The following is a 21778-nucleotide window of genomic DNA, read 5'->3' as shown; positions in this document are numbered from 1 at the left end:
CTACGCAGTGTGTCGTATCGCGGTGCGGCCGGTCTAGGCCTGCGGGGGGTGGTGCAGGCCCAGGTTTTCGTAGATTTCCAGGGTCGCCGTGGAGTTGTTGAGCGTGATGAAGTGCAGTCCTGGCACCCCCTCGGCGAGCAGCCGAGCGCAGAACTCCGTGGCGAAGTCGATACCGATCGAGCGTACCGCCGCCGGATCGTCCTTGGCTGTGAGGATCCGCTCTTTCAGGGCGTCCGGGAAGACGGCATTGCTGAGTTTGGGCAACCGTTCCAGCATCTTCACGCTGGTGACAGGCAGGACCTCGGGGATCACGGGGGTGTCACAGCCCGCGGCGGCCACCCGGTCGCGCAGCCGGAGATACGACTCCGGCTGGAAGAACATCTGTGTGATGGCGTAGTCGGCGCCCGCACGGCACTTGTCCACGAAGTGGGTGACGTCGGTGTCCCAGTCCGTGGAGCGGGGGTGCATCTCCGGGAACGCGGCGACACCCACGCAGAAGTCGCCCGACTCCTTGATGAGCCGGACGAGTTCGGCCGCGTAGGTCAGGCCCGTGGGGTGCGGGACCCACTCGCCCATCGGGTCGCCGGGCGGGTCGCCGCGCACGGCGAGCATGTTGCGGATGCCGGCGTCCGCGTACTGGCCGATGATGTTGCGCAGTTCGGCGATGGAGTGGTCGACCGCGGTGAGGTGGGCGACCGGGGTGAGCGTGGTGTCGGCGACGATCTGCTGGGTCTCCTTGACCGTGCCGGCACGGGTGGAACCCCCGGCGCCGTAGGTCACGGAGACGAAGTCCGGCGCGACGGCCTCGACCCGACGGAGCGCGCTCCACAGGTTCCGCTCGCCCTTCGGGGTCTTCGGCGCCGAGAACTCGAACGAGTACGTCGTCTTTCCGGTGGCGAGAATGTCGCGCACGGTGCGTGCGCGATCAGTCCTGGTGGATGAGGTTCCGAGGGCCATACCCGCAGGTTAGCCAGGGGCGGGCGGTCCCCCAACCGGACGCATGGAATTCGCCCGAATTGTCGGCCTCCTGTCCGCCCCTTGGACAGGACCATGGACGAACCACGGCGGAGCGCCGTCGTCAGGCCTGCCGCAGCCGCTTCGCGAACTCGGCCGCCGCCGCTCCCGGATCACCGGCCTCGGTGATCGCCCGGACCACGACCACCCGGCGGGCGCCCGCGTCCAGCACCTGGTCGAGGTTGGCCAGGTCGATGCCACCGATGGCGAACCAGGGGCGGTCCGTGCCCAGGGCGGCGGTGTACCGGACCAGGTCGAGGCCGGGCGCATGGCGGCCGGGCTTGGTGGGGGTGGGCCAGCACGGGCCGGTGCAGAAGTAGTCCACGCCGTCCTGCACGGCGGCCGCGGCGGCCTCGGACTCGGCGTGCGTGGAGCGGCCGATCAGGACGTCGTCGCCGAGGATCGCGCGGGCCGCGGGCACCGGCAGGTCGCCCTGGCCGAGGTGCAGCACGCCGGCGCGGGCGGCGTGGGCGACGTCCGCGCGGTCGTTCACCGCGAGGAGCTTGCCGTGCCGGGCGCAGGCGTCCGCGAAGACCTCCAGGTGCGCCAGCTCCTCGGCGGCCTCCATGCCCTTGTCGCGCAGCTGCACGATGTCGACACCACCGGCCAGGACCGCGTCCAGGAACTCGGGCAGGTCGCCCTGGCGCCTGCGCGCGTCCGTGCAGAGGTACAGGCGGGCGTCGGCGAGCGCGGCGCGTGCGGTGTCGGACATACGTGGTCCCCCTGATCGGTGTCCCTGGCGGCTTCAGCGGGTGGCGTACGGGCTGCGACGGCCCGTACGCCAACCCCTCGTGCGTGGTGCGGCTCGGCTCAGACGGCGAGCGCCTGGGCGCGGCGCTTCACCTCCGTGCCGCGATTCTCGCTCAGGGCCTGCGCGGGGGTGCCGGGCAGGGTGTCGTCGGGGGTGAAGAGCCACTCGATCATCTCTTCGACCGTGAAGCCGTCGTCCCGCAGGAGCGTCAGGGTGCCGGACAGGCCCTTGACGACCTTGTCCCCGTCGATGAAGGCGGCGGGGACGTGCAGCGCGCGGTTCTCACCTCGGCGTACGGCGATGAGCTGGCCCTCCTTGACCAGCTGCCGCACACGCGTCACCTCGACGCCGAGCTGTTCGGCGATGTCGGGGAGGGTGAGCCAGGCGGGGACGAGAGCATCGATCTTTGCGTCAATCTCGGTCACGTCACCAAGAGTAGGCGCTCCGCCGGTTCGGTCGCGATGTGCTCCGCCGGGTGCCGCGCTGCGTCGTCCTCCGGTTGCGGCCCCGTTGTGGCTGGTCGTACAGTGCCGCACCCCTTGGGGGCGCGCTGCTCAGTCGGCGGTTGCGTCCTTCAGCGGTCTGCCCGGCTCGGCCAGGGCCTGCGCGTCCATGATGCGGCCCGCCTCGATCAAGCGGCGGCCCTGGGCCAGATCACGCGGGCGGCCTACCGCCAGCAGGGCGATCAGGCGGTTCTCGCGCAGCCAGCACACCGTCCAGGCCGGGCCCGTCGGGTCGCCGCGCCAGACCAGGCGGTCGGCGGCGGCGTGGTGGCCGGCGTACTGGACGAAACGGCCGAACTGCTCGGACCAGAAGTACGGCACCGGGTCGTAGGCCGCGGGGGTCTCGCCGAGGATGTTCGCGGCGACCGTGCGCGGGCCCTGCAGGGCGTTGTCCCAGTGGTGGACGAGCAGCCGTTCGCCGTAGCGGGCGGAAGGGAAGGAGGCGCAGTCACCGACGGCGTACACGTCCGGCACGGAGGTGCGCAGGTGGGCGTCGGCGAGGACGTCCCCGTGCGGGCCCAGCTCGACGCCGGAGCCGGCCAGCCAGGCCGTTGCGGGGCGGGCACCGATGCCGACGACGACGGCGTCCGCGGGCAGCCGGGTGCCGTCGGCGAGGATCACCGCGCCGGGCTCGACGTGCTCCACGCGCGCGTGCGTGCGCAGCTCGGCGCCCGCGTCGGCGTACCAGGCGGCCATGGGCGCCGCGACCTCGGCGGGCAGGGCGCCGGCGAGCGGCCGGTCGGCGGCCTCCACGACGGTCACCGCGCAGCCGGACTCCCGGGCGGCCGTCGCGAACTCGGCGCCGATCCAGCCGGCCCCGACGACCACGATGTCGTGCTGCCGGGCCAGCACGGGCCGCAGCCGGTCGGCGTCGTCCAGGGTGCGCAGCAGGTGCACACCGGGCACGCCCTCGGTGCCGGGCAGGGTGATCGGCTCGGCGCCGGAGGCGAGGATCAGGACGTCGTACGGCACCGGGCCCGCCTCGGTGTCCAGCTCGTGCGCGGCGGGGCGCAGGCCCAGCACCTCGCAGCCGAGCCGCAGGTCGACGCCGAGCAACTCGAAGTCCACGTCGAAGGCGGAGTCCTCGGCCTTGCCGAGCAGCACGGCCTTCGACAGCGGCGGCCGGTCGTACGGCTGGTGCGGCTCCGCGCCGATCACGGTGACGGGCCCCCGGAAACCCTGCTCCCGCAGGGCGACGGCGGTCTGCACCCCGGCCATGCCCGCGCCGACGACGACCACACGCCGCGCTGACGTGCCCCCTTGCACTGTCTGCTCGCTCACCCGATCACCATAGACACGTGACAACGCGTCAGTCAGCGGGCGTGCCCGGTGACCTGTTCCACACCGCTCGTACCGGCGCCCGCCTGGGACTACCGCCGCCAGGCCGTCGCCGGCCGGTCGCCCTCCCGGGTGCCGCCCGGACGGCCGCGGGCAGGGGCTCCCTTACGGGTGACGAACGCGGCGGCTAGGGTGGCCACCGTACAAGCACTCGCGGGAGCCCGGACGCACCGGGCTGAGAGGGAGGCTGGCGGCCTCCGACCGTACGAACCTGATCCGGGTCATGCCGGCGAAGGGAGGGGCTGGACGCCCATGTCGTCACGTACGTCCGACGTCCTCGTCATCGGGGGCGGAATCATCGGCCTGGTCACGGCCTGGCGCGCGGCGCAGCGCGGGCTCGCCACGGCCGTGGTGGACCCCGAGCCCGGCGGCGGGGCCGCGCGGGTCGCGGCCGGGATGCTGGCCGCGGTCACCGAACTGCACTACGGCGAGGAGACCCTGCTCGCCCTGAACCTGGAGTCGGCCCGCCGCTACCCGGGCTTCGCGGCCGAACTGACCGAGCTGACCGGCCACGACCTCGGCTACCGCCGCTGCGGCACCCTCCAGGTCGCGCTCGACGCCGACGACCGCGCCCATCTGCGTGAGCTGCACGTCCTTCAGCAGCGCTGCGGCCTGGAGTCCGAGTGGCTGTCCGGGCGGGAGTGCCGGCGCCTGGAGCCGATGCTCGCCCCCGGGGTGCGCGGCGGGCTGCGGGTCGACGGCGACCACCAGATCGATCCGCGGCGGCTCGCGACGGCGCTGGTGGCGGCGTGCGAGCGGTCCGGCGTCACGTTCCACCGCGCGTGGGCCGAGCGGCTGGACGTCGCGGGGGACCGGGCCGCCGGGGTCACCACGGCGGAGGGCACCGGGCTGCGGGCCGGGCAGGTGGTGCTGGCCGCCGGCAGCCTGAGCGGGCGGCTCGCGGGGGTGCCCCAGGCGCTGCTGCCGCCGGTGCGGCCGGTGAAGGGACAGGTGCTGCGGCTGACGGTGCCGCGCCGGTACGCGCCGTTCCTGAGCCGTACGGTCCGGGCCGTGGTCCGCGGCGGCCATGTCTACCTGGTGCCCCGGGAGAACGGCGAACTGGTCGTCGGCGCCACCAGCGAGGAGCTGGGCTGGGATACGACGGTCACCGCGGGCGGGGTGTACGAGCTGCTGCGCGACGCCCATGAGCTGGTACCGGGCATCACCGAACTGCCGCTCACCGAGACGCGGGCCGGGCTGCGCCCCGGCTCGCCCGACAACGCGCCGCTGCTCGGCCCGTCCGGGCTCGACGGGCTGCTGCTGGCCACCGGGCACTACCGCAACGGGGTGCTGCTCACGCCGGTCACCGGGGATGTGCTGGCCGAGGTGCTGGCCGGTGGCCAACTACCGGAAGAAGCCCGTCCGTTCACGCCGCGGCGCTTCGGCGCCGCCGTCCTCGTGGAGCAGCCCGCATGAGCATCTCGATCTCCGTCAACGGAGAGCGCCGGGAGATCGTTCCGGGTACCGCTCTCGACATCGTCGTACGGTCGCTGGCCCCGGCGCCCTCCGGGGTGGCCGCCGCGGTCAACGAGACCGTCGTCCCGCGCGCCCAGTGGGCGTCCACCGCGCTGGCCGAGGGCGACCGGGTCGAAGTCCTCACCGCCGTCCAGGGAGGCTGAGCCATGGCCGACGACCCCTTGGTCCTCGGGGGAACGACCGTCTCGTCGCGGCTGATCATGGGTACGGGCGGCGCGCCCAGCCTGGAGGTGCTGGAGCGGGCGCTGGTCGCCTCCGGTACGGAGCTGACGACGGTCGCGATGCGGCGGGTGGACCCCTCCGTGCACGGTTCGGTGCTGTCGGTGCTGGAGAGGCTGGGTATCCGGGTGCTGCCGAACACGGCGGGCTGTTTCACCGCCGGCGAGGCCGTGCTGACCGCGCGGCTGGCGCGGGAGGCACTGGGCACGGACCTGATCAAGCTGGAGGTCATCGCCGACGAGCGGACGCTGCTGCCGGATCCGGTGGAGCTGCTGGAGGCGGCGGAGACGCTGGTCGACGACGGGTTCACGGTGCTGCCGTACACCAATGACGATCCCGTGCTGGCGCGGAAACTGGAGGACGCGGGCTGTGCCGCCGTCATGCCGCTGGGGTCGCCGATCGGGTCCGGGCTCGGGATCCGCAATCCCCACAACTTCCAGCTGATCGTCGAGCACGCGCGTGTGCCGGTGATTCTGGATGCGGGGGCCGGTACGGCGTCGGATGTGGCCCTCGCCATGGAGCTGGGGTGTGCGGGGGTGATGCTGGCCTCCGCGGTGACCCGGGCGCAGCAGCCGGAGCTCATGGCTTGCGCGATGCGGCATGCCGTGGAGGGGGGCCGGCTGGCTCGGCTGGCCGGGCGGATTCCGCGCAGGCACTTTGCCGAGGCGTCGTCTCCTACGGAGGGGTTGGCCCGGTTGGATCCCGAGCGACCGGCGTTCTAGCCCCGTTGGGTCTCCCACCCGCGCACCACGCCGTCACTGCCTGCTTTCGGCATCGCCCGGGTCGTGTCCCGCGTCACAGGTCGGCTTCAGTGCCAGCGGGAAAGCGGTCTCGCTGGGGGAGTTGTCGGTCGGTCCTCGTAGACTCCCCTGCGTGGATACGACCCTTCAGGACCCCCTCGTCGGGCAGGTGCTCGACGGCCGTTATCGCGTCGACGCACGGATCGCGGTCGGCGGGATGGCCACGGTCTACCGGGCCCTGGACACCCGTCTGGACCGCGTTCTCGCGCTGAAGGTGATGCACCCGACGCTCGCCGCCGACGGATCCTTCGTGGAGCGGTTCATCCGGGAGGCGAAGTCCGTCGCCCGGCTGGCGCACCCGAACGTGGTGCAGGTCTTCGACCAGGGGACCGACGGGTCGTACGTGTACCTGGCGATGGAGTACGTCGCCGGGTGCACCCTGCGGGACGTGCTGCGCGAGCGCAGGGCGCTGCAGCCCCGCGCGGCCCTCGACATCCTCGAGCCCGTCCTCGCCGCGCTCGGCGCCGCGCACCGGGCCGGGTTCGTGCACCGGGACATGAAGCCCGAGAACGTACTGATAGGGGACGACGGGCGGGTCAAGGTCGCCGACTTCGGGCTCGTACGGTCCGTGGACACGGTGACCAGCACCACGGGTACGGTCCTCGGGACCGTGTCGTATCTCGCGCCCGAGCAGATAGAGCACGGCACCGCCGATCCACGCGTCGACGTGTACGCCTGCGGTGTCATGCTCTACGAGATGCTGACGGGCGGGAAGCCGCACTCCGGGGACTCCCCCGCCCAGGTCCTCTACAAGCACATCCACGAGGACGTGCCGCCGCCCTCGGCGCTGGTGCCGGGGCTGCCGTACGAGCTGGACCAGCTGGTCGCGTCGGCGACCGCGCGCACCCCGGAGCTCCGGCCGCACGACGCCGTGGCGCTGCTCGCCCAGGTGCGCGAGGCGCGCCGGCCGCTGAGCGACGAGCGGCTGGACGCGGTGCCGCCGCAGGCACTGTCCGCGGAGCACGACAACGCCGAGGACCGGACGAGCGTGATACCGCGCTCGCCGACCTCCCCCACGTTCGGCTTCGCCCGCGCGGGGGGACCCCCATCCCGGCCACTGCCGGTGAACGAGGACGAGCCCGCCGTCCAGCACACCAGCCGGCTGCAGACGCCGCCCGTGCCGCCGCGGCGGTCGAGGCGCCTGATGCTGACGATCGTCGCCGCCGTGCTGGTGGTGTTCGGTGTGGGCGCCGGGGTCTGGTACATCAACTCGGGCCAGTTCACGAAGGTCCCGCCGCTGCTGTCGAAGACCGAGGCCCAGGCGCGGCACCGGCTGAAGGCGGCCGGGCTGGAGGTCGGGCAGATCAAGCGCGAGTACGACGATGCGGTCCAGCGGGGCACGGTCATCGGCACCGACCCGCAGCCCGGCGCCCGGATCCGTGACCACGACTCGGTGAAGCTGACCATCTCGCTGGGCCCGGAGACGGTGAACGTGCCGGATGTGACGGGCCGGACGCTGGCCGAGGCGCGGGCCCGGCTGAAGGCGGACGGGCTGGAGCCGGGCATGGTCACCCAGGAGTTCAGCCAGGACGTCACCAAGGGCTCCGTGATCGCCACGACACCGCGGGCCGGCACCAAGCGGCACGCGGGCTCGGCCATCGCGCTGACCGTCAGCAAGGGCGGCCCGGTCGATGTGCCCGACGTCACCGGGGACGATCCGGCGGATGCCAAGCAGCAGCTGACGGACGCCGGACTGAAGGTGGAGATCGCCCCCCAGCAGGTCAACTCCGACTACGACAAGGGCAAGGTGGCCCAGCAGAGCCCGGGCAACGGCAGCCAGGCCGCCGAGGGCGACACGGTGACGCTGACGCTGTCCAAGGGCCCGGCGATGGTCCAGGTGCCGGACGTGACCGGCGACAGCGTCGACGACGCCCACAAGGCGCTGGAGGGCGCCGGGTTCAAGGTGGAGGAGGACCGCGGGCTTCTCGGGCTGTTCGGCGACACGGTGAAGAAGCAGTCGGTGCGCGGCGGCGACACGGCGCCCAAGGGGTCGACGATCACGATCACCATCCGGTGACCGCGGTCACGGGGACCGCGGTCCGGCGGCCGGTGCGGGCATGACACCCTGAGCGGGTGAGTCCCGATCCGTCGTCGTCCCGTCAGTCGTCGTCCCCTTCGTCTTCCTCGGCCCTGCCGTCGTCGCCTGCGCGCAATCCCGTCGGCGGTCATGTCCCCGTGGCCGGCGGCCTGCATTCCGTGGGGCTGGCGTACGCCCGTGCGCTGAAGGCGGAGACCGTGCAGGTCTTCGTGGCCAACCCGCGCGGCTGGGCCACGCCCGCCGGGAACCCCCGGCAGGACGAGGCGTTCCGCGCGGTCTGCGCGCGGGAGTCCGTCCCGGCGTACGTCCACGCGCCCTACCTGATCAACTTCGGCTCGCACACCGAGGCGACCGTGGAGCGGTCGGTGGAGTCGCTGCGGCACTCGCTGCGGCGCGGGCGGGAGATCGGCGCGCTGGGTGTGGTCGTGCACACCGGGAGCGCGACCGGCGGGCGGGCCCGGGACGTGGCGCTGAAGCAGGTGCGGGAGCACATGCTGCCGCTGCTGGACGAGCTGACCCACGACGACGATCCGTTTCTGCTGCTGGAGTCGACGGCGGGCCAGGGTGCCTCGCTCTGCTCGCGCACCTGGGACTTCGGCCCGTACTTCGAGGCGCTGGACGCGCACCCGAAGCTCGGGGTCTGCCTGGACACCTGCCACATCTTCGCCGCCGGGCACGATCTGACCGGGCCGGGCGGGATGCACCAGACGCTCGACCTGCTGGTGGACACGGTCGGCGAGGGACGGCTGAAGCTGATCCACGCCAACGACTCCAAGGACGTGGTCGGCGCGCACAAGGACCGGCACGAGAACATCGGCGCCGGCCACATCGGCGAGGACCCCTTCCGCGCCCTCATGACCCACCCCGCGACCGAGGGCGTACCGCTGATCATCGAGACGCCGGGCGGCCAGGCGGGGCACGCGGCGGACGTGGAGCGGCTGAAGAAGCTCAGGGACGGCTGACGGGCTTACCGGCCCGGTGTCACAGCTCGGGGCCCTCTCCAGGTTCTTCCTGGTACGAGTATCGCTGTTCCTTCCACGGGTCGCCGATGTTGTGGTAGCCGCGTTCCTCCCAGAAGCCGCGGCGGTCGGCGGTCATGTACTCCACGCCGCGGACCCACTTGGGGCCCTTCCAGGCGTAGAGGTGGGGGACGATCAGGCGGACCGGGAAGCCGTGCTCGGCGGTGAGGAGTTCGCCGTCCTTGTGGGTGGCGAAGATCGTGCGGGCGGAGGCGAAGTCCGACAGGCGGAGGTTCGAGCTGAAGCCGTACTCCGCCCAGACCATCACATGGGTGACGTCCGGCGCCGGCGGGGCGAGGTCGAGGATGGTGCGGGCGGGGATGCCGCCCCACTCCGCGCCGACCATGCTGAACTTGGTCACGCAGTGCAGATCGGCCACCACGGTGGTGTACGGCAGGGCCGTGAACTCCTCGTGGTTCCAGACGTGCTTGTCCCCGTCGGCGGTGGCGCCGAAGACCCGGAACTCCCAGCGTTCGGGGCGGAACTTCGGGACGGGCCCGTAATGCGTGACCGGCCAGCCGCGCTGGAGCCGCTGACCCGGCGGAAGCTCGGACCCTGCCGTTGCTCCAGACTCGCGCTCCACCGGATGACCCATGTATCTATCCTGACAGACCTCGGGCAGTGCCCTTGACCACGAGTCCGCGAACCGGACAACTCACATCAAGCAAGCACTTACTTACTAAGTGCCCACTTACTGGACGATCTTCGTCGCCGATGCAATCATGCGCCCGCACACCTCCCCCGATTCCCGCGTGGAAGGAGCCGCTGCGATGCAGGGCGACCCCGAGGTCATCGAGTTCCTCAACGAGCAGCTCACCGCCGAGCTGACCGCGATCAACCAGTACTTCCTGCACGCGAAGATGCAGGAGAACTTCGGTTGGTACAAGCTCGCCAAGTACACGCGGCACGAGTCCTTCGACGAGATGAAGCACGCCGAGGTGCTCACCGACCGGATCCTGTTCCTGGAGGGGCTGCCCAACTACCAGCGGCTGTTCCACGTCCGGGTCGGGCAGACCGTCAAGGAGATGTTCGAGGCCGACCGGCAGATCGAGGTCGAGGCGATCGACCGGCTGAAGCGGGGCATCAAGGTGATGCGCGAGAAGGGCGACATGACGTCCGCGAACATCTTCGAGGACATCCTCGCCGACGAGGAGCACCACATCGACTACCTCGACACCCAGCTGGAGCTGGTGGAGAAGCTGGGCGAGGCGCTCTACATCTCCCAGATCATCGAGCAGCCGGAGAGCTAGGCGGCTTCCGGGAGGTCGGAGAGGACCGGCCTGCCCTGGTCGGCCAGCTCACGCCGCGGGCAGGCGCCCCGGCCGAGGAGGGCCTGGATCCGGCGGACGCACGATCCGCAGTCCGTGCCCGCCTTGCAGGCGGAGGCTATCTGGCGGGGGGTGCAGGCGCCGTCCTCCGCGTGCTGCTTGACCTGGGCCTCGGTGATGCCGAAGCAGCTGCAGACGTACACGCGGATTCACCTCCCGGGCGGGATCGCTGTCTTCTTGCCATCCCGTTTTCCGGTGAGGCAAACCTAACCTTACCGGCCGCACCGGGACCGCAAAAGTAGGCAGGGGCGCGGATCGGATGTGATCCGCGCCCCAGATCGCCCCCAGGTCCTACTGGTCCCGGTACATCTCCGCGACCAGGAACGCCAGGTCCAGCGACTGGCTGCGGTTCAGCCGCGGGTCGCAGGCCGTCTCGTAGCGCTGGTGCAGATCGTCGACGAAGATCTCGTCGCCGCCGCCCACGCACTCGGTGACGTCGTCGCCGGTCAGCTCCACATGGATACCGCCCGGGTGGGTGCCGAGCGCCTTGTGGACCTCGAAGAAGCCCTTGACCTCGTCGAGCACGTCGTCGAAGCGGCGGGTCTTGTGCCCGGAGGCCGCCTCGAAGGTGTTGCCGTGCATCGGGTCGGTCACCCAGGCCACCGTCGCGCCGGACGCCGTGACCTTCTCCACCAGCTCGGGGAGCTTGTCACGGATCTTGTCGGCGCCCATCCGGACGACGAAGGTCAGCCGGCCCGGCTCCCGGTCGGGGTCGAGACGCTCGATGTACTTCAGCGCCTCCTCGGCCGTCGTCGTCGGGCCGAGCTTGATGCCGAGCGGGTTGCGGATCTGCGAGGCGAACTCGATGTGCGCGTGGTCCAGCTGCCGGGTGCGCTCACCGATCCACACCATGTGCGCGGAGACGTCGTACAGCTTGCCGGTGCGCGAGTCGACCCGGGTGAGAGCGGACTCGTAGTCCAGCAGCAGCGCCTCGTGCGAGGAGAAGAACTCGACGGTCTTGAACTCCTCCGGCTCGGCGCCGCAGGCCCGCATGAAGTTCAGCGCGTTGTCGATCTCGCGCGCGAGCTGCTCGTAGCGCTGGCCCGACGGCGAGGTCCGCACGAAGTCCTGGTTCCAGGCGTGCACCTGGTGCAGGTCCGCGTAACCGCCGGTGGTGAAGGCACGCACCAGGTTCAGCGTGGACGCCGACGCGTGGTACATGCGCTTGAGCCGCTCGGGGTCCGGGATGCGGGACGCCTCGGTGAACTCGAAGCCGTTGACGGAGTCGCCCCGGTACACCGGGAGCGTCACGCCGTCGCGGGTCTCGGTCGGCTTGGAGCGGGGCTTGGAGTACTGCCCGGCGATACGGCCGACCTTCACCACGGGCACGGAGGCCGCGTAGGTGAGGACGGCACCCATCTGGAGCAGCGTCTTCAGCTTGTTGCGGATGTGGTCGGCGGACACCGCGTCGAAGGCTTCGGCGCAGTCGCCGCCCTGGAGGAGGAACGCCTCTCCCTTGGCGACGGCCGCCATCCGGGCGCGCAGCTGGTCACACTCGCCCGCGAAGACGAGCGGCGGATACGACTCGAGCTCGGCGATCACTGCGCGCAGAGCCTCGGCGTCGGGGTAGTCGGGCTGCTGCGCCGCGGGCAGGTGTCGCCAGGTGTTGCCAGCGCTCGGGCTGGTCTTAGCGTTCACGGTCACCTCGTAAACATTACGGGGTCGTGTCGCGTGCCCCCTCTTCTTGCTCGAAAGGTGAGACGCCGGGACTGTCCCGTGGACGGCGGCCTGTGGGCGCACGGGGTGCGGTAGGGTTCCTCGCATGTTCGCGCTTTCGATCCAGAACTGGTGGTGGACCGCTTCTCCGGCGGCCCGCTGATCGCGCGTACCCAAGACTTCGCGAAGGCCGCCCGAGGGGCGGCCTTCGGCGTGTTCCGGGGTCGTTCCTCTCCGTCAAGACGATCGAGAAGGAGCCCGACCCGTGAACCTCATGGACCTGTTGTCCGATCCCCGTCCCTTCGCCCTGCTCCGCCGCCGCATCCCCGGCCGGGCAAAGCACCCGGTGGAGGTGCTGCTCGGCCCGGTGACCAGCCACGACCGGCTCGCCGACCTGCCCGGCCAGGGCCTCGCGCTCGTGCCGTTCCGGCAGATCCGCGAGCGCGGCTTCGACGTCCGCGACGACGGCACCCCGCTGCTGGTGCTGACGCCCGAGGAGTCGTACGAGATCCCGCTCGACGTCGCGCTGTCCCGGCTCCCGGCGCATGAGGTGCGGGTGGAGGGCGGCGGCTTCGACGTCGGCGACGAGGCGTACGGCGAGATCGTCGCCCGGGTGCTGGACGAGGAGATCGGCCGGGGCGAGGGCGCGAACTTCGTGATCCGGCGCACCTACGAGGGCGAGATCCCGGGGTTCGCCCGCGCCGACGCGCTCGCGCTGTTCCGGCGGCTGCTGGAGGGCGAGCGGGGCGCGTACTGGACGTTCGTCGTGCACACCGGGGACCGCACGCTGGTGGGCGCCAGTCCGGAGGTGCACGTGCGGATGTCCGGCGGGACGGTCGTCATGAACCCGATCAGTGGCACGTACCGCTATCCCGCCGAGGGGCCGACGCCCGAGCATCTGCTCTCCTTCCTCGCCGACGGCAAGGAGGTCGAGGAACTGTCGATGGTCGTCGACGAGGAACTGAAGATGATGTGCACCGTCGGCGACATGGGCGGGGTGGTCGTCGGGCCGCGGCTGAAGGAGATGGCCCACCTCGCGCACACCGAGTACGAGCTGCGCGGCAGGTCCTCTCTGGATGTGCGGGAGGTGCTGAAGGAGACCATGTTCGCCGCGACGGTGACCGGGTCGCCGGTGCAGAACGCGTGCCGGGTGATCGAGCGCCATGAGGTGGGCGGGCGGGGCTACTACGGGGGTGCGCTGGCGCTGCTGGGGCGGGACTCCGGGGGCGCGCAGACCCTGGACTCCCCGATCCTGATCCGCACCGCCGACATCTCCTGCGCGGGACACCTGCGCGTCCCGGTCGGCGCCACGCTGGTGCGGGGCTCGGACCCGGCGAGCGAGGTCGCGGAGACGCACGCGAAGGCGGCGGGCGTGCTGGCGGCCCTCGGGGTACGGCCGTCCCGGCCGCGCGCGGAGCGGGAGCGGCCGCGGCTGGCCGACGACCCCCGGGTGCGCGCGGCGCTGGACGGCCGGCGGGCCGCGCTCGCGCCCTTCTGGCTGCGGATGCAGGAGCGGCACGAGGCGCAGGGCGGCCATGCCCTCGTCGTCGACGGCGAGGACACCTTCACCGCGATGCTGGCGCATGTGCTGCGCTCGGGCGGTCTGGAGGTGACGGTACGGCGGTACGACGAACCGGAACTGCGGGCGGCCGTCCTCGCGCACGAGGGCCCGGTGGTGCTCGGCCCCGGACCGGGCGACCCGGCCGACCTCGCCGACCCGAAGATGCGGCTCCTGCGGGAGCTGACCGCCACGGTGATCCGTGAGCACCGGCACGGGGTGCTGGGCGTCTGCCTGGGCCATGAACTGATCGCGGCCGAGCTGGGACTGGACATCGTCCGCAAGGAGGTGCCGTACCAGGGGGCGCAGACCACCATCGACCTGTTCGGGCGGCCCGAGACCGTCGGCTTCTACAACAGCTTCGTCGCCCGCTGCGACGACGGGGCGGCCCGGGAGCTGGCCGCGCACGGCATCGAGGTGAGCCGGGAAGCGAACGGGGAGGTGCACGCCCTGCGCGGCTCCGGTTTCGCGGGAGTGCAGTTCCACCCGGAGTCGATCCTCAGCCTGAACGGGGCCGCGGTGGTACGGGAACTGGTCGGTCGGCTGCCTGGGGGCTGCCGCCCCCAGACCCCTGCTCCGGATGTCGCCGACCTGCGCTGAGAAGACGAACCCCTCAGCCGAAGAACACCCCGACCTCCTCGTACAGCTTCGGATCCACCGTCTTCAGCCTGGCCGTGGCCTCGGCGAGAGGGACGCGGACGATGTCGGTGGCGCGCAGGGCGACCATCTTGCCGAAGTCGCCGTCGTGGACGCAGTCGATGGCGTGCAGGCCGAAGCGGGTGGCGAGCCAGCGGTCGAAGGCGCTGGGGGTGCCGCCGCGCTGGACGTGGCCGAGGACGGTGGTGCGGGCCTCCTTGCCGGTGCGGCTCTCGATCTCCTTGGCCAGCCACTCGCCGACCCCGGAGAGCCGGACGTGCCCGAAGGAGTCCAGTGTCCCGTCCTTGAGCACCATGTCGCCGTCCTTCGGCATGGCGCCCTCGGCGACGACCACGATCGGCGCGTACGACGCCCGGAAGCGGGAGGTCACCCAGGCGCAGACCTGCTCGACGTCGAAGCGCTGCTCGGGGATGAGGATGACGTTGGCACCGCCGGCCAGCCCCGAGTGGATGGCGATCCAGCCGGCGTGCCGGCCCATCACCTCCACGACCAGGACCCGCATGTGGGACTCGGCGGTGGTGTGCAGCCGGTCGATGGCTTCGGTTGCGATGTTGACGGCGGTGTCGAAGCCGAAGGTGTAGTCGGTGGCGGACAGGTCGTTGTCGATCGTCTTGGGCACCCCGACGCAGGGCACCCCGTACTCGTCGGACAGCCGCGCGGCGACCCCCAGGGTGTCCTCGCCGCCGATCGCGATGAGGGCCTGGACGTCCAGCTTGGCGAGGTTGTCCTTGATCCGGCGGATGCCGTTCTCCGCCTTGAGGGGGTTGGTGCGCGAGGAGCCGAGGATGGTGCCGCCGCGGGGCAGGATGCCGCGCACGGCGGGGATGTCGAGACGGACGGTGTCGCCTTCGAGGGGGCCTCGCCAGCCGTCCCGGAAGCCGACGAAGTCATAGCCGTATTCCTGCACGCCCTTGCGGACGATGCCCCGGATGACGGCGTTGAGCCCGGGGCAGTCGCCGCCTCCGGTCAGTACTCCGACCCGCATGAAATGTCCCTTCGCCACGGTTCCCTGACAGTCGGTCACGCTAACGGTGACCCAGGTCACACCGGGAGGGGCGGGACGGGTGATTTCGGTGCATTGACGAACGGCCCCCCACAGGGCCTCTCTTGCCGCTTCTTACCGCTTCTTGCCGCTACTCGTCGTCGAGGCCGCGCTCTATGGCGTACCGCACCAGCTCGACCCTGTTGTGCAGTTGGAGCTTGCCGAGGGTGTTCTGCACATGGTTCTGGACCGTGCGGTGGGAGATGACGAGGCGTTCGGCGATCTGCTTGTAGCTCAGGCCCTTGGCGACCAGCCGCAGCACCTCGGTCTCCCGGTCCGTCAGCCGGGGCGCGCCGGGCTCGTCGGTGTCGGGGGCGGGCGCGGGCTCGGAGGCCAGACGGCGGTACTCACCGAGGACGAGCCCGGCGAGGCCCGGCGTGAACACCGGGTCGCCGACGGCGGTACGGCGCACCGCGTCCAGCAGCTCCTCGGTGGAGGCCGACTTCAGCAGATAGCCGGTCGCGCCGGACTTGACCGCCTCCAGGACGTCGGCGTGCTCACCGCTCGCGGAGAGGACGAGGACGCGCAACGCCGGGTTGTGGCCGACCAGTTCCCTGCACACCTGGACACCGGGCTTGGCCGGGAGGTTGAGGTCCAGCACGAGGACGTCGGGGGCGGCGGCCTTGGCGCGGCGGACCGCCTGTTCGCCGTCGCCGGCGGTGGCGACCACCTCGAAGCCGGACTCGCTCAGGTCCCGGGCGACCGCGTCGCGCCACATGGGGTGGTCGTCCACCACCATGACCTTGATCGGGTCCTGCTGCTCGCTCATCGACGCTCCGCCTTCACGGTCTTCGGTACCTTCAGTTCCACTTCCGTGCCCTGCCCGGGGACGGAGATCAGCTCGGCGCTGCCGCCCAGGTCGCGCAGCCGGCCCCGGATCGACTGGGCGACCCCGAGCCGGCCCTCGCCCGCGGCCTGGGCGAGCCGGCCCTCGGGGATGCCGGGCCCGTCGTCCCGGACGGTGACGACGACCTCGTCCGGCTCGTCCTCGACCAGGATCCAGGCCCGCGCCTCGGGGCCCGCGTGCCTGCGTACGTTGTCCAGGGCGGCGCCCACCGCGGCGGCCAGCTCCCGCGCGGCCGGCCGGGGCAGCCGCACCGGCGCACCGGGCTCGGCCAGACTCACCCGGGAACCCGCGCAGGACGCGAGCAGGGAGCGCAGGTCGACCGGGCCCTCGTCGTCGGGCTCGTCCACCGCGCGTACGACCGCCCCGGCGGCGGCGTCCTCCGACACCCGGGAGACCGGCACCAGACCGCCGGAGACCAGCGTGCGCAGGGCCACCTCCTGCTCCCCCGCGAGCCGCCCCAGCTCCGCCGCCTCGCCGCCGATCACCGCGCCGCGCCGCTGCACCATCGCCAGCACCTGCAGGACGCCGTCGTGGATGTCCCGGGCCAGCCGCTCCCGCTCCCGGGTCGCGGCCTCGATCTCCAGGGCGCGGGCGAGGGTGCGTTCGGAGGCGCGGGCGACCTCCACGACGTAGCCGATGGCGATCGAGGCCACCCAGACGAGGATCAGGCTGTGCACGGTGTCCCGGGCGGGATGGCCGCGTTCGATCAGGTTGGCCAGGGCGACCGGCGTGCAGGCGGCGGCCGCCCAGCGCCAGCCGCCCTTGATCGCGAAGGCCAGCACCGCGCCGCCGGTCCATATCGACGGCAGCGTGGGGCCGCCCGCGATCCGCTGGTGGCTGTCGGCGAGCGGGGTGAGCAGGACGCCGGTGAGGGCGATGGTCAGGTCGGCGGCCAGGAAGCGCTTGGTGCAGCTCGCCGCGTTGCGCACCCTCGGCAGGGTGGCGAGGGTCCAGACGAACAGGACGGCGAAAAAGCAGACGGCGACCCAGGGGCGCTGGAAGAGGTGGTACCTGGTGGCGCCCAGACCGATGGCGTACAGCATGGTCAGGACGCGGTAGCCGGCGAGCGCGCGCCACAGCGGCAGCTCGACCGACATCCTCATCACACGCTCACGCCTGGGCATGTCCCCCCGTCCCCCGGCCCCTTTGCCCGACCTCGTTAAGCCTCTGCCTTCTTCTTCTCGGCTTCCTTCTTCTCGGCCTCCTTGGCCGCCTTCGCCGCCTCCGCGATCTGCCGCTTGGCCGCCGTCGCGTACATGTCGACGTACTCCTGGCCGGAGAGCTTCATGATCTCGTACATGACCTCGTCGGTCAGGGCGCGCAGCACGAAGCGGTCGTGCTCCATGCCCTGGTAGCGGCTGAAGTCCAGCGGCTTGCCGATGCGGATGCCGGGCCGCATCAGCTTCGGCATCACCTTGCCGGGCGGCTGGATCTTCTCGGTGTCGATCATCGCGACGGGGATGACCGGTGCGCCGGTGGCGAGCGCCACGCGCGCGAGGCCGCCGGGCTTGCCCCGGTAGAGCCGGCCGTCGGGCGAGCGGGTGCCCTCGGGGTAGATACCGAACAACTCGCCGCGCTCCAGCACCTCTATGCCGCTCTTGATCGCGGCCTCACCGGCGCCGCGCGCCCCGGAGCGGTCCACCGGGAGCTGTCCGACGCCCTTGAAGAAGGCCGCGGTCAGCCGGCCCTTCACACCGGGGGTGGTGAAGTACTCGGCCTTCGCGATGAAGGTGACCTTGCGGTCCAGGACCGCGGGCAGGAAGAAGGAGTCCGAGAAGGACAGATGATTGCTCGCCAGAATGGCGGGGCCTTCGGCCGGTATGTTCTCCAGGCCGTCCACCCAGGGTCTGAAAGCAACCTTCAGGGGTCCCCCGATGGCGACCTTCATCGTGCCGTACAACACCCGCTTGCCTCCAGTTTCCGTCGAACAGACCTTAACCCTTCAGGACCGTCAAAGGACCCGACGACCCTGGTCGGTGTCAGTGCGGTCGCGTACGGTGAAGCACATCCGCACGTTTCCCTCACGCCTTCGCCGGCCACCGGTGGGGCCTCGTCAGGAACAGGAGCGTCGAAGGTGCCGGTCCTCCCCGGAGCCGAGCCGTACCGCCACGAGGGCGGGGAAGTGGGGGTACTCCTCTGCCACGGCTTCACCGGCTCGCCCCAGTCGCTGCGCCCCTGGGCGGAGCACCACGCCGCGCACGGCCTGACCGTGTCGTTGCCGCTGCTGCCCGGCCATGGCACCCGCTGGGAGGACATGCAGGTCACGGGCTGGCAGGACTGGTATGCGGAGGTGGACCGCGAGCTGCGCCTGCTGGCCGGGCGCTGCTCGCAGGTGTTCGTCGCGGGCCTGTCCATGGGCGGCGCGCTGGCGCTCAGGCTGGCCGCCCGACACGGCGGGCGGGTGCGGGGCGTCGTACTCGTCAACCCGGCGAACAAGGTGCACGGCCTGTCGGCGTACGCCCTTCCGGTGGCCCGGCATCTCGTGCGCACGACGAAGGGCATCGCCAGCGACATCGCCAAGGAGGGCGCCGCCGAGCTGGGCTACGACCGGGTGCCGCTGCACGCGGCGCACTCGCTGCGGGTGTTCCTGCGCCGGCTGGACGGCGAGCTGCCCCAGGTGACCCAGCCGTTGCTGCTGCTGCGCAGCGCCCAGGACCATGTGGTCCCGGCGGCCGACTCGGCCCGGGTGCTGAGCCGGGTGTCGTCCATGGACGTGACGGAGGTCGTGCTGGAACAGAGCTACCACGTGGCGACGTTGGACCAGGATGCGGACCGGATCTTCGAGGAGAGCCTCGCCTTCCTGGGCCGGCTCGCACCCAGTCTCGGCAAGGAAGGGACGGCCACAGGTGGCTGAGCACGAGTCCGACCGCGAGGACCGCGACGGCCGCGAGCCGGACGAGCAGGGCCTGCGTTTCGACGAGGACGCCGCCTGGCGCGCCATCGTCGCCGGGTTCGGCGCGGAGCCGCCGGACCCGCCGGGCGCCAGGCCCTTCAAGCCGGTGGAGGATCTGGCGCTGCCGGAGCCGGACGCCGAGAGCGACACCGACAAGGCGCCGGTCCGGCCGCTGGGCAGCTCGGTGTCCTTCGCGCCCGGTGTCGGGCCGCGGGACTACAGCCCGTCCGAGCCCTCCGAGGACGACTTCGACGAGGACGACGAGGGCCACTTCGTACCCCCGGAGCCGCCGCCGCTGCCGACCGCCGACACCACCGCGAAGTTCGCGTGGCTGGGTGTCGTCGGCGGGCCGATCCTGCTTCTGCTGGCGGTGGTGCTGGGCTGGGAGATGACCTGGTGGCTGACGACCCTCGGCATCGGCGGCTTCCTCGGCGGCTTCGCCACGCTGGTGATGCGCATGCGTACGGACGACGAGGGGGACGACGACCCGGGGCGGGGCGCGGTGGTCTGAACTTTGTACAAGTCGTGCGGGGCTCACCTATCGTGAGCCCATGCCGCGCGACACCCTCACCCAGGAACAGATCGTCCGGACCGCCGTGGAGCTGCTGGACGACGAGGGCCTCGACGGCCTGAACATGCGCAGCCTGGGCAAACGGCTGGGAGCCGCGGCGACCGCCGTCTACTGGCATGTGAAGAACAAGGACGACCTCGTACTGCTCGCCGCCGACCGGGTGTGGCACGAGGTGGAGCTGCCGGAGCTCGACGCGGCCGACTGGCGGGGCGCGGCCACGGCGATGGCCGACCGGCTGCACGCGATGCTCCTGCGGCATCCGTGGCTGGTGCAGGCGATCGGCTCCCATCTGCTCTACGGCACCGGCAAGGCGCGTTACGACGACCGTCTCCTCGGGGTGTTCGAGACCGCCGGGTTCGCGCCGCTGGAGGCTGACCGGGCCGCCGGTGCGGTGGTGACGTACGTGCTGGGCAACGCACTGGGCGCCGCGGCGACGGCGTCCCTGTCACGGAAGCTACGGCTGGCCGGGCAGGACGCGGAGGGGATGCTCTCCGAGACTCTGGCCGGGGCGGCACAGGCGGCGGAGCCGTTTCCGCGACTGCGGGCCCGGCTCGATACGCCGGCGGCCACGGGGTACGCCGAGGCGCCGGACGGTACGTATGCGGCGGGGCTGCGGGCACTGCTGGACGGGCTGCGGCCGGGCGGTACGGACACCGTGCCCGGCAGCTAGCCGGTCAGGTCCGGGTGAACAGGCGGCCGCCCAGGTCGACCCCCGTCACCGTGCCGTCGTCCGCGCGCGAGAAGAAGCCCTTCTGTCCCTTCAAACCCCCCTCGGTGACGATGTACTCGTCGCCCTCGCCCGGCAGGAGGCCGATCTGCGCCGCCGGATAGTCCGGCGGCATCTGCGCGTCCGACGCCGCGCGGATCTCCGGCTTGATGCCCACCGCCAGGGTGAGCCGGCCACCGGCCACGGCGAGGTCGAGGTTCATCGCGTCGATCTCGTACCGCCCCGCGACCTCCCGCGCCCGCTCCTCGTCGTACGGCAGGGGCTCCGGTTCCCGCTCGACCACCCCGAGGTACAGCTCCAGCGCCCGCTTCAGCACTGCCTGGTTGAACTGGTAGCCCTCAGGGCCGGAGTTGGCCAGCGAGACGACGGCGAAGTCCCGCTCCGGCACCAGGAGCAGTTCGGCGAACTGGCCGTTGCCCGAGCCGCCGTGGCCGACCGTGCGCACGCCCTCGACGTCCCGCAGGAACCAGCCGATGCCGAAGGCGTCGCCGAGCGTGCTGCCCCGCAGTTCCACGGTCGCCACCTGCATGCGGCGCAGCGTCTCCGGGGCCAACAACCCCTCCCCTTCGCCCAGTTGGAACCGCGCCCAGCGCAGCAGGTCGCTCGCCGAGGAGACGACACCGCCGCCGGGGTTGTTGCCGCGCAGTCCGGCCCGCCACGACTTCCAGGGGCGGGCGAGGGTGAGGGAGCCGTCCTCGGCCCGGTGGTGGCCGACGGCGAAGCGGCGGACCACGACGTCGTCCAGGTCGAAGACGGTCTCGGACAGGCCCAGCGGTTCCAGGACCAGTTCGGCCAGCGCCTTCTCGAAGGTCAGGCCGGTGACGTTCTCGATCACGCGGCCGAGCAGGTTGTAGCCGGCCTGGCTGTAGGAGGCGCGGGCGCCGGGCGGGGCGATCAGCGGCAGCCGGTCCAGCTGGGCGACGAAGCCGGCGAGCGAGCCGTCGCCCTCGTCGGCGTCGACCAGGTTCCAGTCCAGGCCCGCCGTGTGGTTGAGCAGGTTCAGCACGGTGATCCGGGCGGCGGCCTCCTCGTCGGCGAGGCGCAGCTCGGGGACGTACCGGCGCACCGGTGCGTCGAGGCCCACCTTGCCCTGCTCGACCAGACGCATCAGCGCGGTCGCCGTGAAGCTCTTGCTCACCGAGGCCAGCGGGAAGAGGGTGTGCGCGTCGATCGGCAGGGGGTGATCGACGTTCGTCACGCCCTGACCGACATGGATCTCCTCGCCGCCGATGAGCACGGCGACGGCCGCCCCCGGTACGCCGTACTCCTTCGCCGCCGTCTCTACGAACGCGGCCAGCTGCTCCTGCTTCCCTGACATGGGGGTCCCCCTCCTGGACGGGC

At 71.7% G+C, this 21778-nt stretch carries 23 protein-coding genes and 1 riboswitch; of the genes, 11 read left to right on the top strand and 12 right to left on the bottom strand.

From position 1 onward, the window contains the following. Positions 1–33 precede the first annotated feature (33 nt). The 4 genes from metF to BFF78_RS30635 form a co-directional block, all read right to left on the bottom strand. Positions 34–957: a methylenetetrahydrofolate reductase [NAD(P)H] gene (gene metF / locus BFF78_RS30650; protein ID WP_069781378.1), complete on the bottom strand. Its 924-nt coding sequence runs from the start codon at positions 955–957 to the stop codon at positions 34–36. 121 nt (positions 958–1078) lie between these two features. Further along, positions 1079–1726, bottom strand: coding sequence for a thiamine phosphate synthase (thiE, locus tag BFF78_RS30645; protein WP_069781377.1), 648 nt, complete (start codon positions 1724–1726; stop codon positions 1079–1081). A gap of 98 nt (positions 1727–1824) precedes the next feature. Beyond that, positions 1825–2190, bottom strand: coding sequence for an Rv2175c family DNA-binding protein (locus BFF78_RS30640; protein ID WP_069781376.1), 366 nt, complete (start codon positions 2188–2190; stop codon positions 1825–1827). Between the two features lie 129 nt (positions 2191–2319). Continuing rightward, a complete protein-coding gene (locus BFF78_RS30635; RefSeq protein ID WP_193433574.1) occupies positions 2320–3549 on the bottom strand; it encodes an NAD(P)/FAD-dependent oxidoreductase in 1230 nt (409 codons plus the stop codon). A gap of 200 nt (positions 3550–3749) precedes the next feature. Continuing rightward, positions 3750–3861: riboswitch (TPP riboswitch) on the top strand. Between BFF78_RS30635 and thiO the strand changes: the two genes are divergently transcribed. The 5 genes from thiO (at position 3859) to BFF78_RS30610 (ending at position 9101) form a co-directional block, all read left to right on the top strand. After that, on the top strand, positions 3859–5022 hold the full coding sequence (gene thiO / locus BFF78_RS30630) for a glycine oxidase ThiO (RefSeq protein ID WP_069783915.1): 1164 nt from the start codon (positions 3859–3861) through the stop codon (positions 5020–5022). Its footprint overlaps the riboswitch before it by 3 nt. 2 nt (positions 5023–5024) lie before the next feature. Further along, complete coding sequence (thiS, locus tag BFF78_RS30625) at positions 5025–5225, top strand: sulfur carrier protein ThiS (RefSeq protein ID WP_069783914.1); 201 nt, start codon at positions 5025–5027, stop codon at positions 5223–5225. Between the two features lie 3 nt (positions 5226–5228). Next, on the top strand, positions 5229–6023 hold the full coding sequence (locus BFF78_RS30620; RefSeq protein WP_069781374.1) for a thiazole synthase: 795 nt from the start codon (positions 5229–5231) through the stop codon (positions 6021–6023). Between the two features lie 151 nt (positions 6024–6174). Continuing rightward, entirely contained in the window at positions 6175–8118 is a 1944-nt protein-coding gene (gene pknB, locus BFF78_RS30615; RefSeq protein ID WP_069781373.1) for a Stk1 family PASTA domain-containing Ser/Thr kinase, read from the top strand. A gap of 56 nt (positions 8119–8174) precedes the next feature. Then, entirely contained in the window at positions 8175–9101 is a 927-nt protein-coding gene (locus BFF78_RS30610; protein ID WP_079161545.1) for a deoxyribonuclease IV, read from the top strand. Between the two features lie 19 nt (positions 9102–9120). Here the strand turns inward: BFF78_RS30610 and BFF78_RS30605 are convergent, their stop codons facing one another. After that, the gene (locus BFF78_RS30605) at positions 9121–9753 is read right to left on the bottom strand and encodes a sulfite oxidase-like oxidoreductase (RefSeq protein ID WP_069781371.1); all 633 of its coding nucleotides are present in this window, start codon (positions 9751–9753) and stop codon (positions 9121–9123) included. 175 nt (positions 9754–9928) lie between these two features. On the opposite strand from BFF78_RS30605, the gene bfr reads away from it, so the two are divergent. Beyond that, entirely contained in the window at positions 9929–10408 is a 480-nt protein-coding gene (bfr, locus tag BFF78_RS30600; RefSeq protein ID WP_069781370.1) for a bacterioferritin, read from the top strand. On the opposite strand, the gene BFF78_RS30595 is transcribed toward bfr, so the two are convergent. Continuing rightward, complete coding sequence (locus BFF78_RS30595; RefSeq protein ID WP_069781369.1) at positions 10405–10629, bottom strand: (2Fe-2S)-binding protein; 225 nt, start codon at positions 10627–10629, stop codon at positions 10405–10407. The genes bfr and BFF78_RS30595 overlap by 4 nt on opposite strands. A gap of 148 nt (positions 10630–10777) precedes the next feature. Then, a complete protein-coding gene (locus tag BFF78_RS30590; protein ID WP_069781368.1) occupies positions 10778–12130 on the bottom strand; it encodes a class II 3-deoxy-7-phosphoheptulonate synthase in 1353 nt (450 codons plus the stop codon). 118 nt (positions 12131–12248) lie between these two features. On the opposite strand from BFF78_RS30590, the gene BFF78_RS50245 reads away from it, so the two are divergent. Next, entirely contained in the window at positions 12249–12305 is a 57-nt protein-coding gene (locus BFF78_RS50245; RefSeq protein WP_107440922.1) for a trp operon leader peptide, read from the top strand. Positions 12306–12407: 102 nt separating this feature from the next. Beyond that, on the top strand, positions 12408–14300 hold the full coding sequence (locus BFF78_RS30585) for an anthranilate synthase family protein (protein WP_069781367.1): 1893 nt from the start codon (positions 12408–12410) through the stop codon (positions 14298–14300). Between the two features lie 13 nt (positions 14301–14313). On the opposite strand, the gene BFF78_RS30580 is transcribed toward BFF78_RS30585, so the two are convergent. The 4 genes from BFF78_RS30580 to BFF78_RS30565 form a co-directional block, all read right to left on the bottom strand. Then, positions 14314–15342: a 6-phosphofructokinase gene (locus tag BFF78_RS30580; protein WP_069781366.1), complete on the bottom strand. Its 1029-nt coding sequence runs from the start codon at positions 15340–15342 to the stop codon at positions 14314–14316. A gap of 148 nt (positions 15343–15490) precedes the next feature. Next, positions 15491–16168 (bottom strand): response regulator, encoded by a 678-nt coding sequence (locus tag BFF78_RS30575; protein ID WP_069781365.1) that lies wholly within the window; start codon positions 16166–16168, stop codon positions 15491–15493. After that, positions 16165–17370, bottom strand: a complete 1206-nt coding sequence (gene macS / locus BFF78_RS30570; protein WP_069781364.1) for a MacS family sensor histidine kinase — start codon at positions 17368–17370, stop codon at positions 16165–16167. Before macS ends, BFF78_RS30575 begins: the two co-directional genes overlap by 4 nt. A gap of 35 nt (positions 17371–17405) precedes the next feature. Continuing rightward, complete coding sequence (locus tag BFF78_RS30565; RefSeq protein ID WP_069783913.1) at positions 17406–18134, bottom strand: lysophospholipid acyltransferase family protein; 729 nt, start codon at positions 18132–18134, stop codon at positions 17406–17408. Between the two features lie 186 nt (positions 18135–18320). On the opposite strand from BFF78_RS30565, the gene BFF78_RS30560 reads away from it, so the two are divergent. Genes BFF78_RS30560 through BFF78_RS30550 form a run of 3 tightly spaced genes read left to right on the top strand, consistent with a single transcriptional unit; the run spans position 18321 to position 20380 of the window. Further along, a complete protein-coding gene (locus BFF78_RS30560) occupies positions 18321–19100 on the top strand; it encodes an alpha/beta hydrolase (protein WP_069781363.1) in 780 nt (259 codons plus the stop codon). Then, positions 19093–19650, top strand: coding sequence for a hypothetical protein (locus BFF78_RS30555; protein WP_069781362.1), 558 nt, complete (start codon positions 19093–19095; stop codon positions 19648–19650). Before BFF78_RS30560 ends, BFF78_RS30555 begins: the two co-directional genes overlap by 8 nt. A gap of 40 nt (positions 19651–19690) precedes the next feature. Then, entirely contained in the window at positions 19691–20380 is a 690-nt protein-coding gene (locus tag BFF78_RS30550; protein ID WP_069781361.1) for a TetR/AcrR family transcriptional regulator, read from the top strand. Positions 20381–20384: 4 nt separating this feature from the next. On the opposite strand, the gene BFF78_RS30545 is transcribed toward BFF78_RS30550, so the two are convergent. Then, positions 20385–21755, bottom strand: coding sequence for a serine hydrolase domain-containing protein (locus BFF78_RS30545; RefSeq protein ID WP_069781360.1), 1371 nt, complete (start codon positions 21753–21755; stop codon positions 20385–20387). Positions 21756–21778 lie beyond the last annotated feature (23 nt).

Origin of the sequence: Streptomyces fodineus (assembly GCF_001735805.1) — a bacterium.
GTDB lineage: Bacteria > Actinomycetota > Actinomycetes > Streptomycetales > Streptomycetaceae > Streptomyces > Streptomyces fodineus.
The sequence above is the reverse complement of the archived record's forward strand: the minus strand, read 5'-3'. Positions and strand labels throughout refer to the sequence as shown.

Bases quoted from the DNA above. Each gene is read 5' to 3' on its own strand.
- metF (WP_069781378.1), bottom strand. From the start codon at position 957: ATGGCCCTCGGAACCTCATCCACCAGGACTGATCGCGCACGCACCGTG.
- bfr (WP_069781370.1), top strand. From the start codon at position 9,929: ATGCAGGGCGACCCCGAGGTCATCGAGTTCCTCAACGAGCAGCTCACC.
- thiO (WP_069783915.1), top strand. From the start codon at position 3,859: ATGTCGTCACGTACGTCCGACGTCCTCGTCATCGGGGGCGGAATCATC.
- BFF78_RS30565 (WP_069783913.1), bottom strand. From the start codon at position 18,134: ATGAAGGTCGCCATCGGGGGACCCCTGAAGGTTGCTTTCAGACCCTGG.
- BFF78_RS30550 (WP_069781361.1), top strand. From the start codon at position 19,691: ATGCCGCGCGACACCCTCACCCAGGAACAGATCGTCCGGACCGCCGTG.
- BFF78_RS30605 (WP_069781371.1), bottom strand. From the start codon at position 9,753: ATGGGTCATCCGGTGGAGCGCGAGTCTGGAGCAACGGCAGGGTCCGAG.
- BFF78_RS30575 (WP_069781365.1), bottom strand. From the start codon at position 16,168: ATGAGCGAGCAGCAGGACCCGATCAAGGTCATGGTGGTGGACGACCAC.
- thiE (WP_069781377.1), bottom strand. From the start codon at position 1,726: ATGTCCGACACCGCACGCGCCGCGCTCGCCGACGCCCGCCTGTACCTC.
- macS (WP_069781364.1), bottom strand. From the start codon at position 17,370: ATGCCCAGGCGTGAGCGTGTGATGAGGATGTCGGTCGAGCTGCCGCTG.
- BFF78_RS30545 (WP_069781360.1), bottom strand. From the start codon at position 21,755: ATGTCAGGGAAGCAGGAGCAGCTGGCCGCGTTCGTAGAGACGGCGGCG.
- BFF78_RS30620 (WP_069781374.1), top strand. From the start codon at position 5,229: ATGGCCGACGACCCCTTGGTCCTCGGGGGAACGACCGTCTCGTCGCGG.
- BFF78_RS30580 (WP_069781366.1), bottom strand. From the start codon at position 15,342: ATGCGGGTCGGAGTACTGACCGGAGGCGGCGACTGCCCCGGGCTCAAC.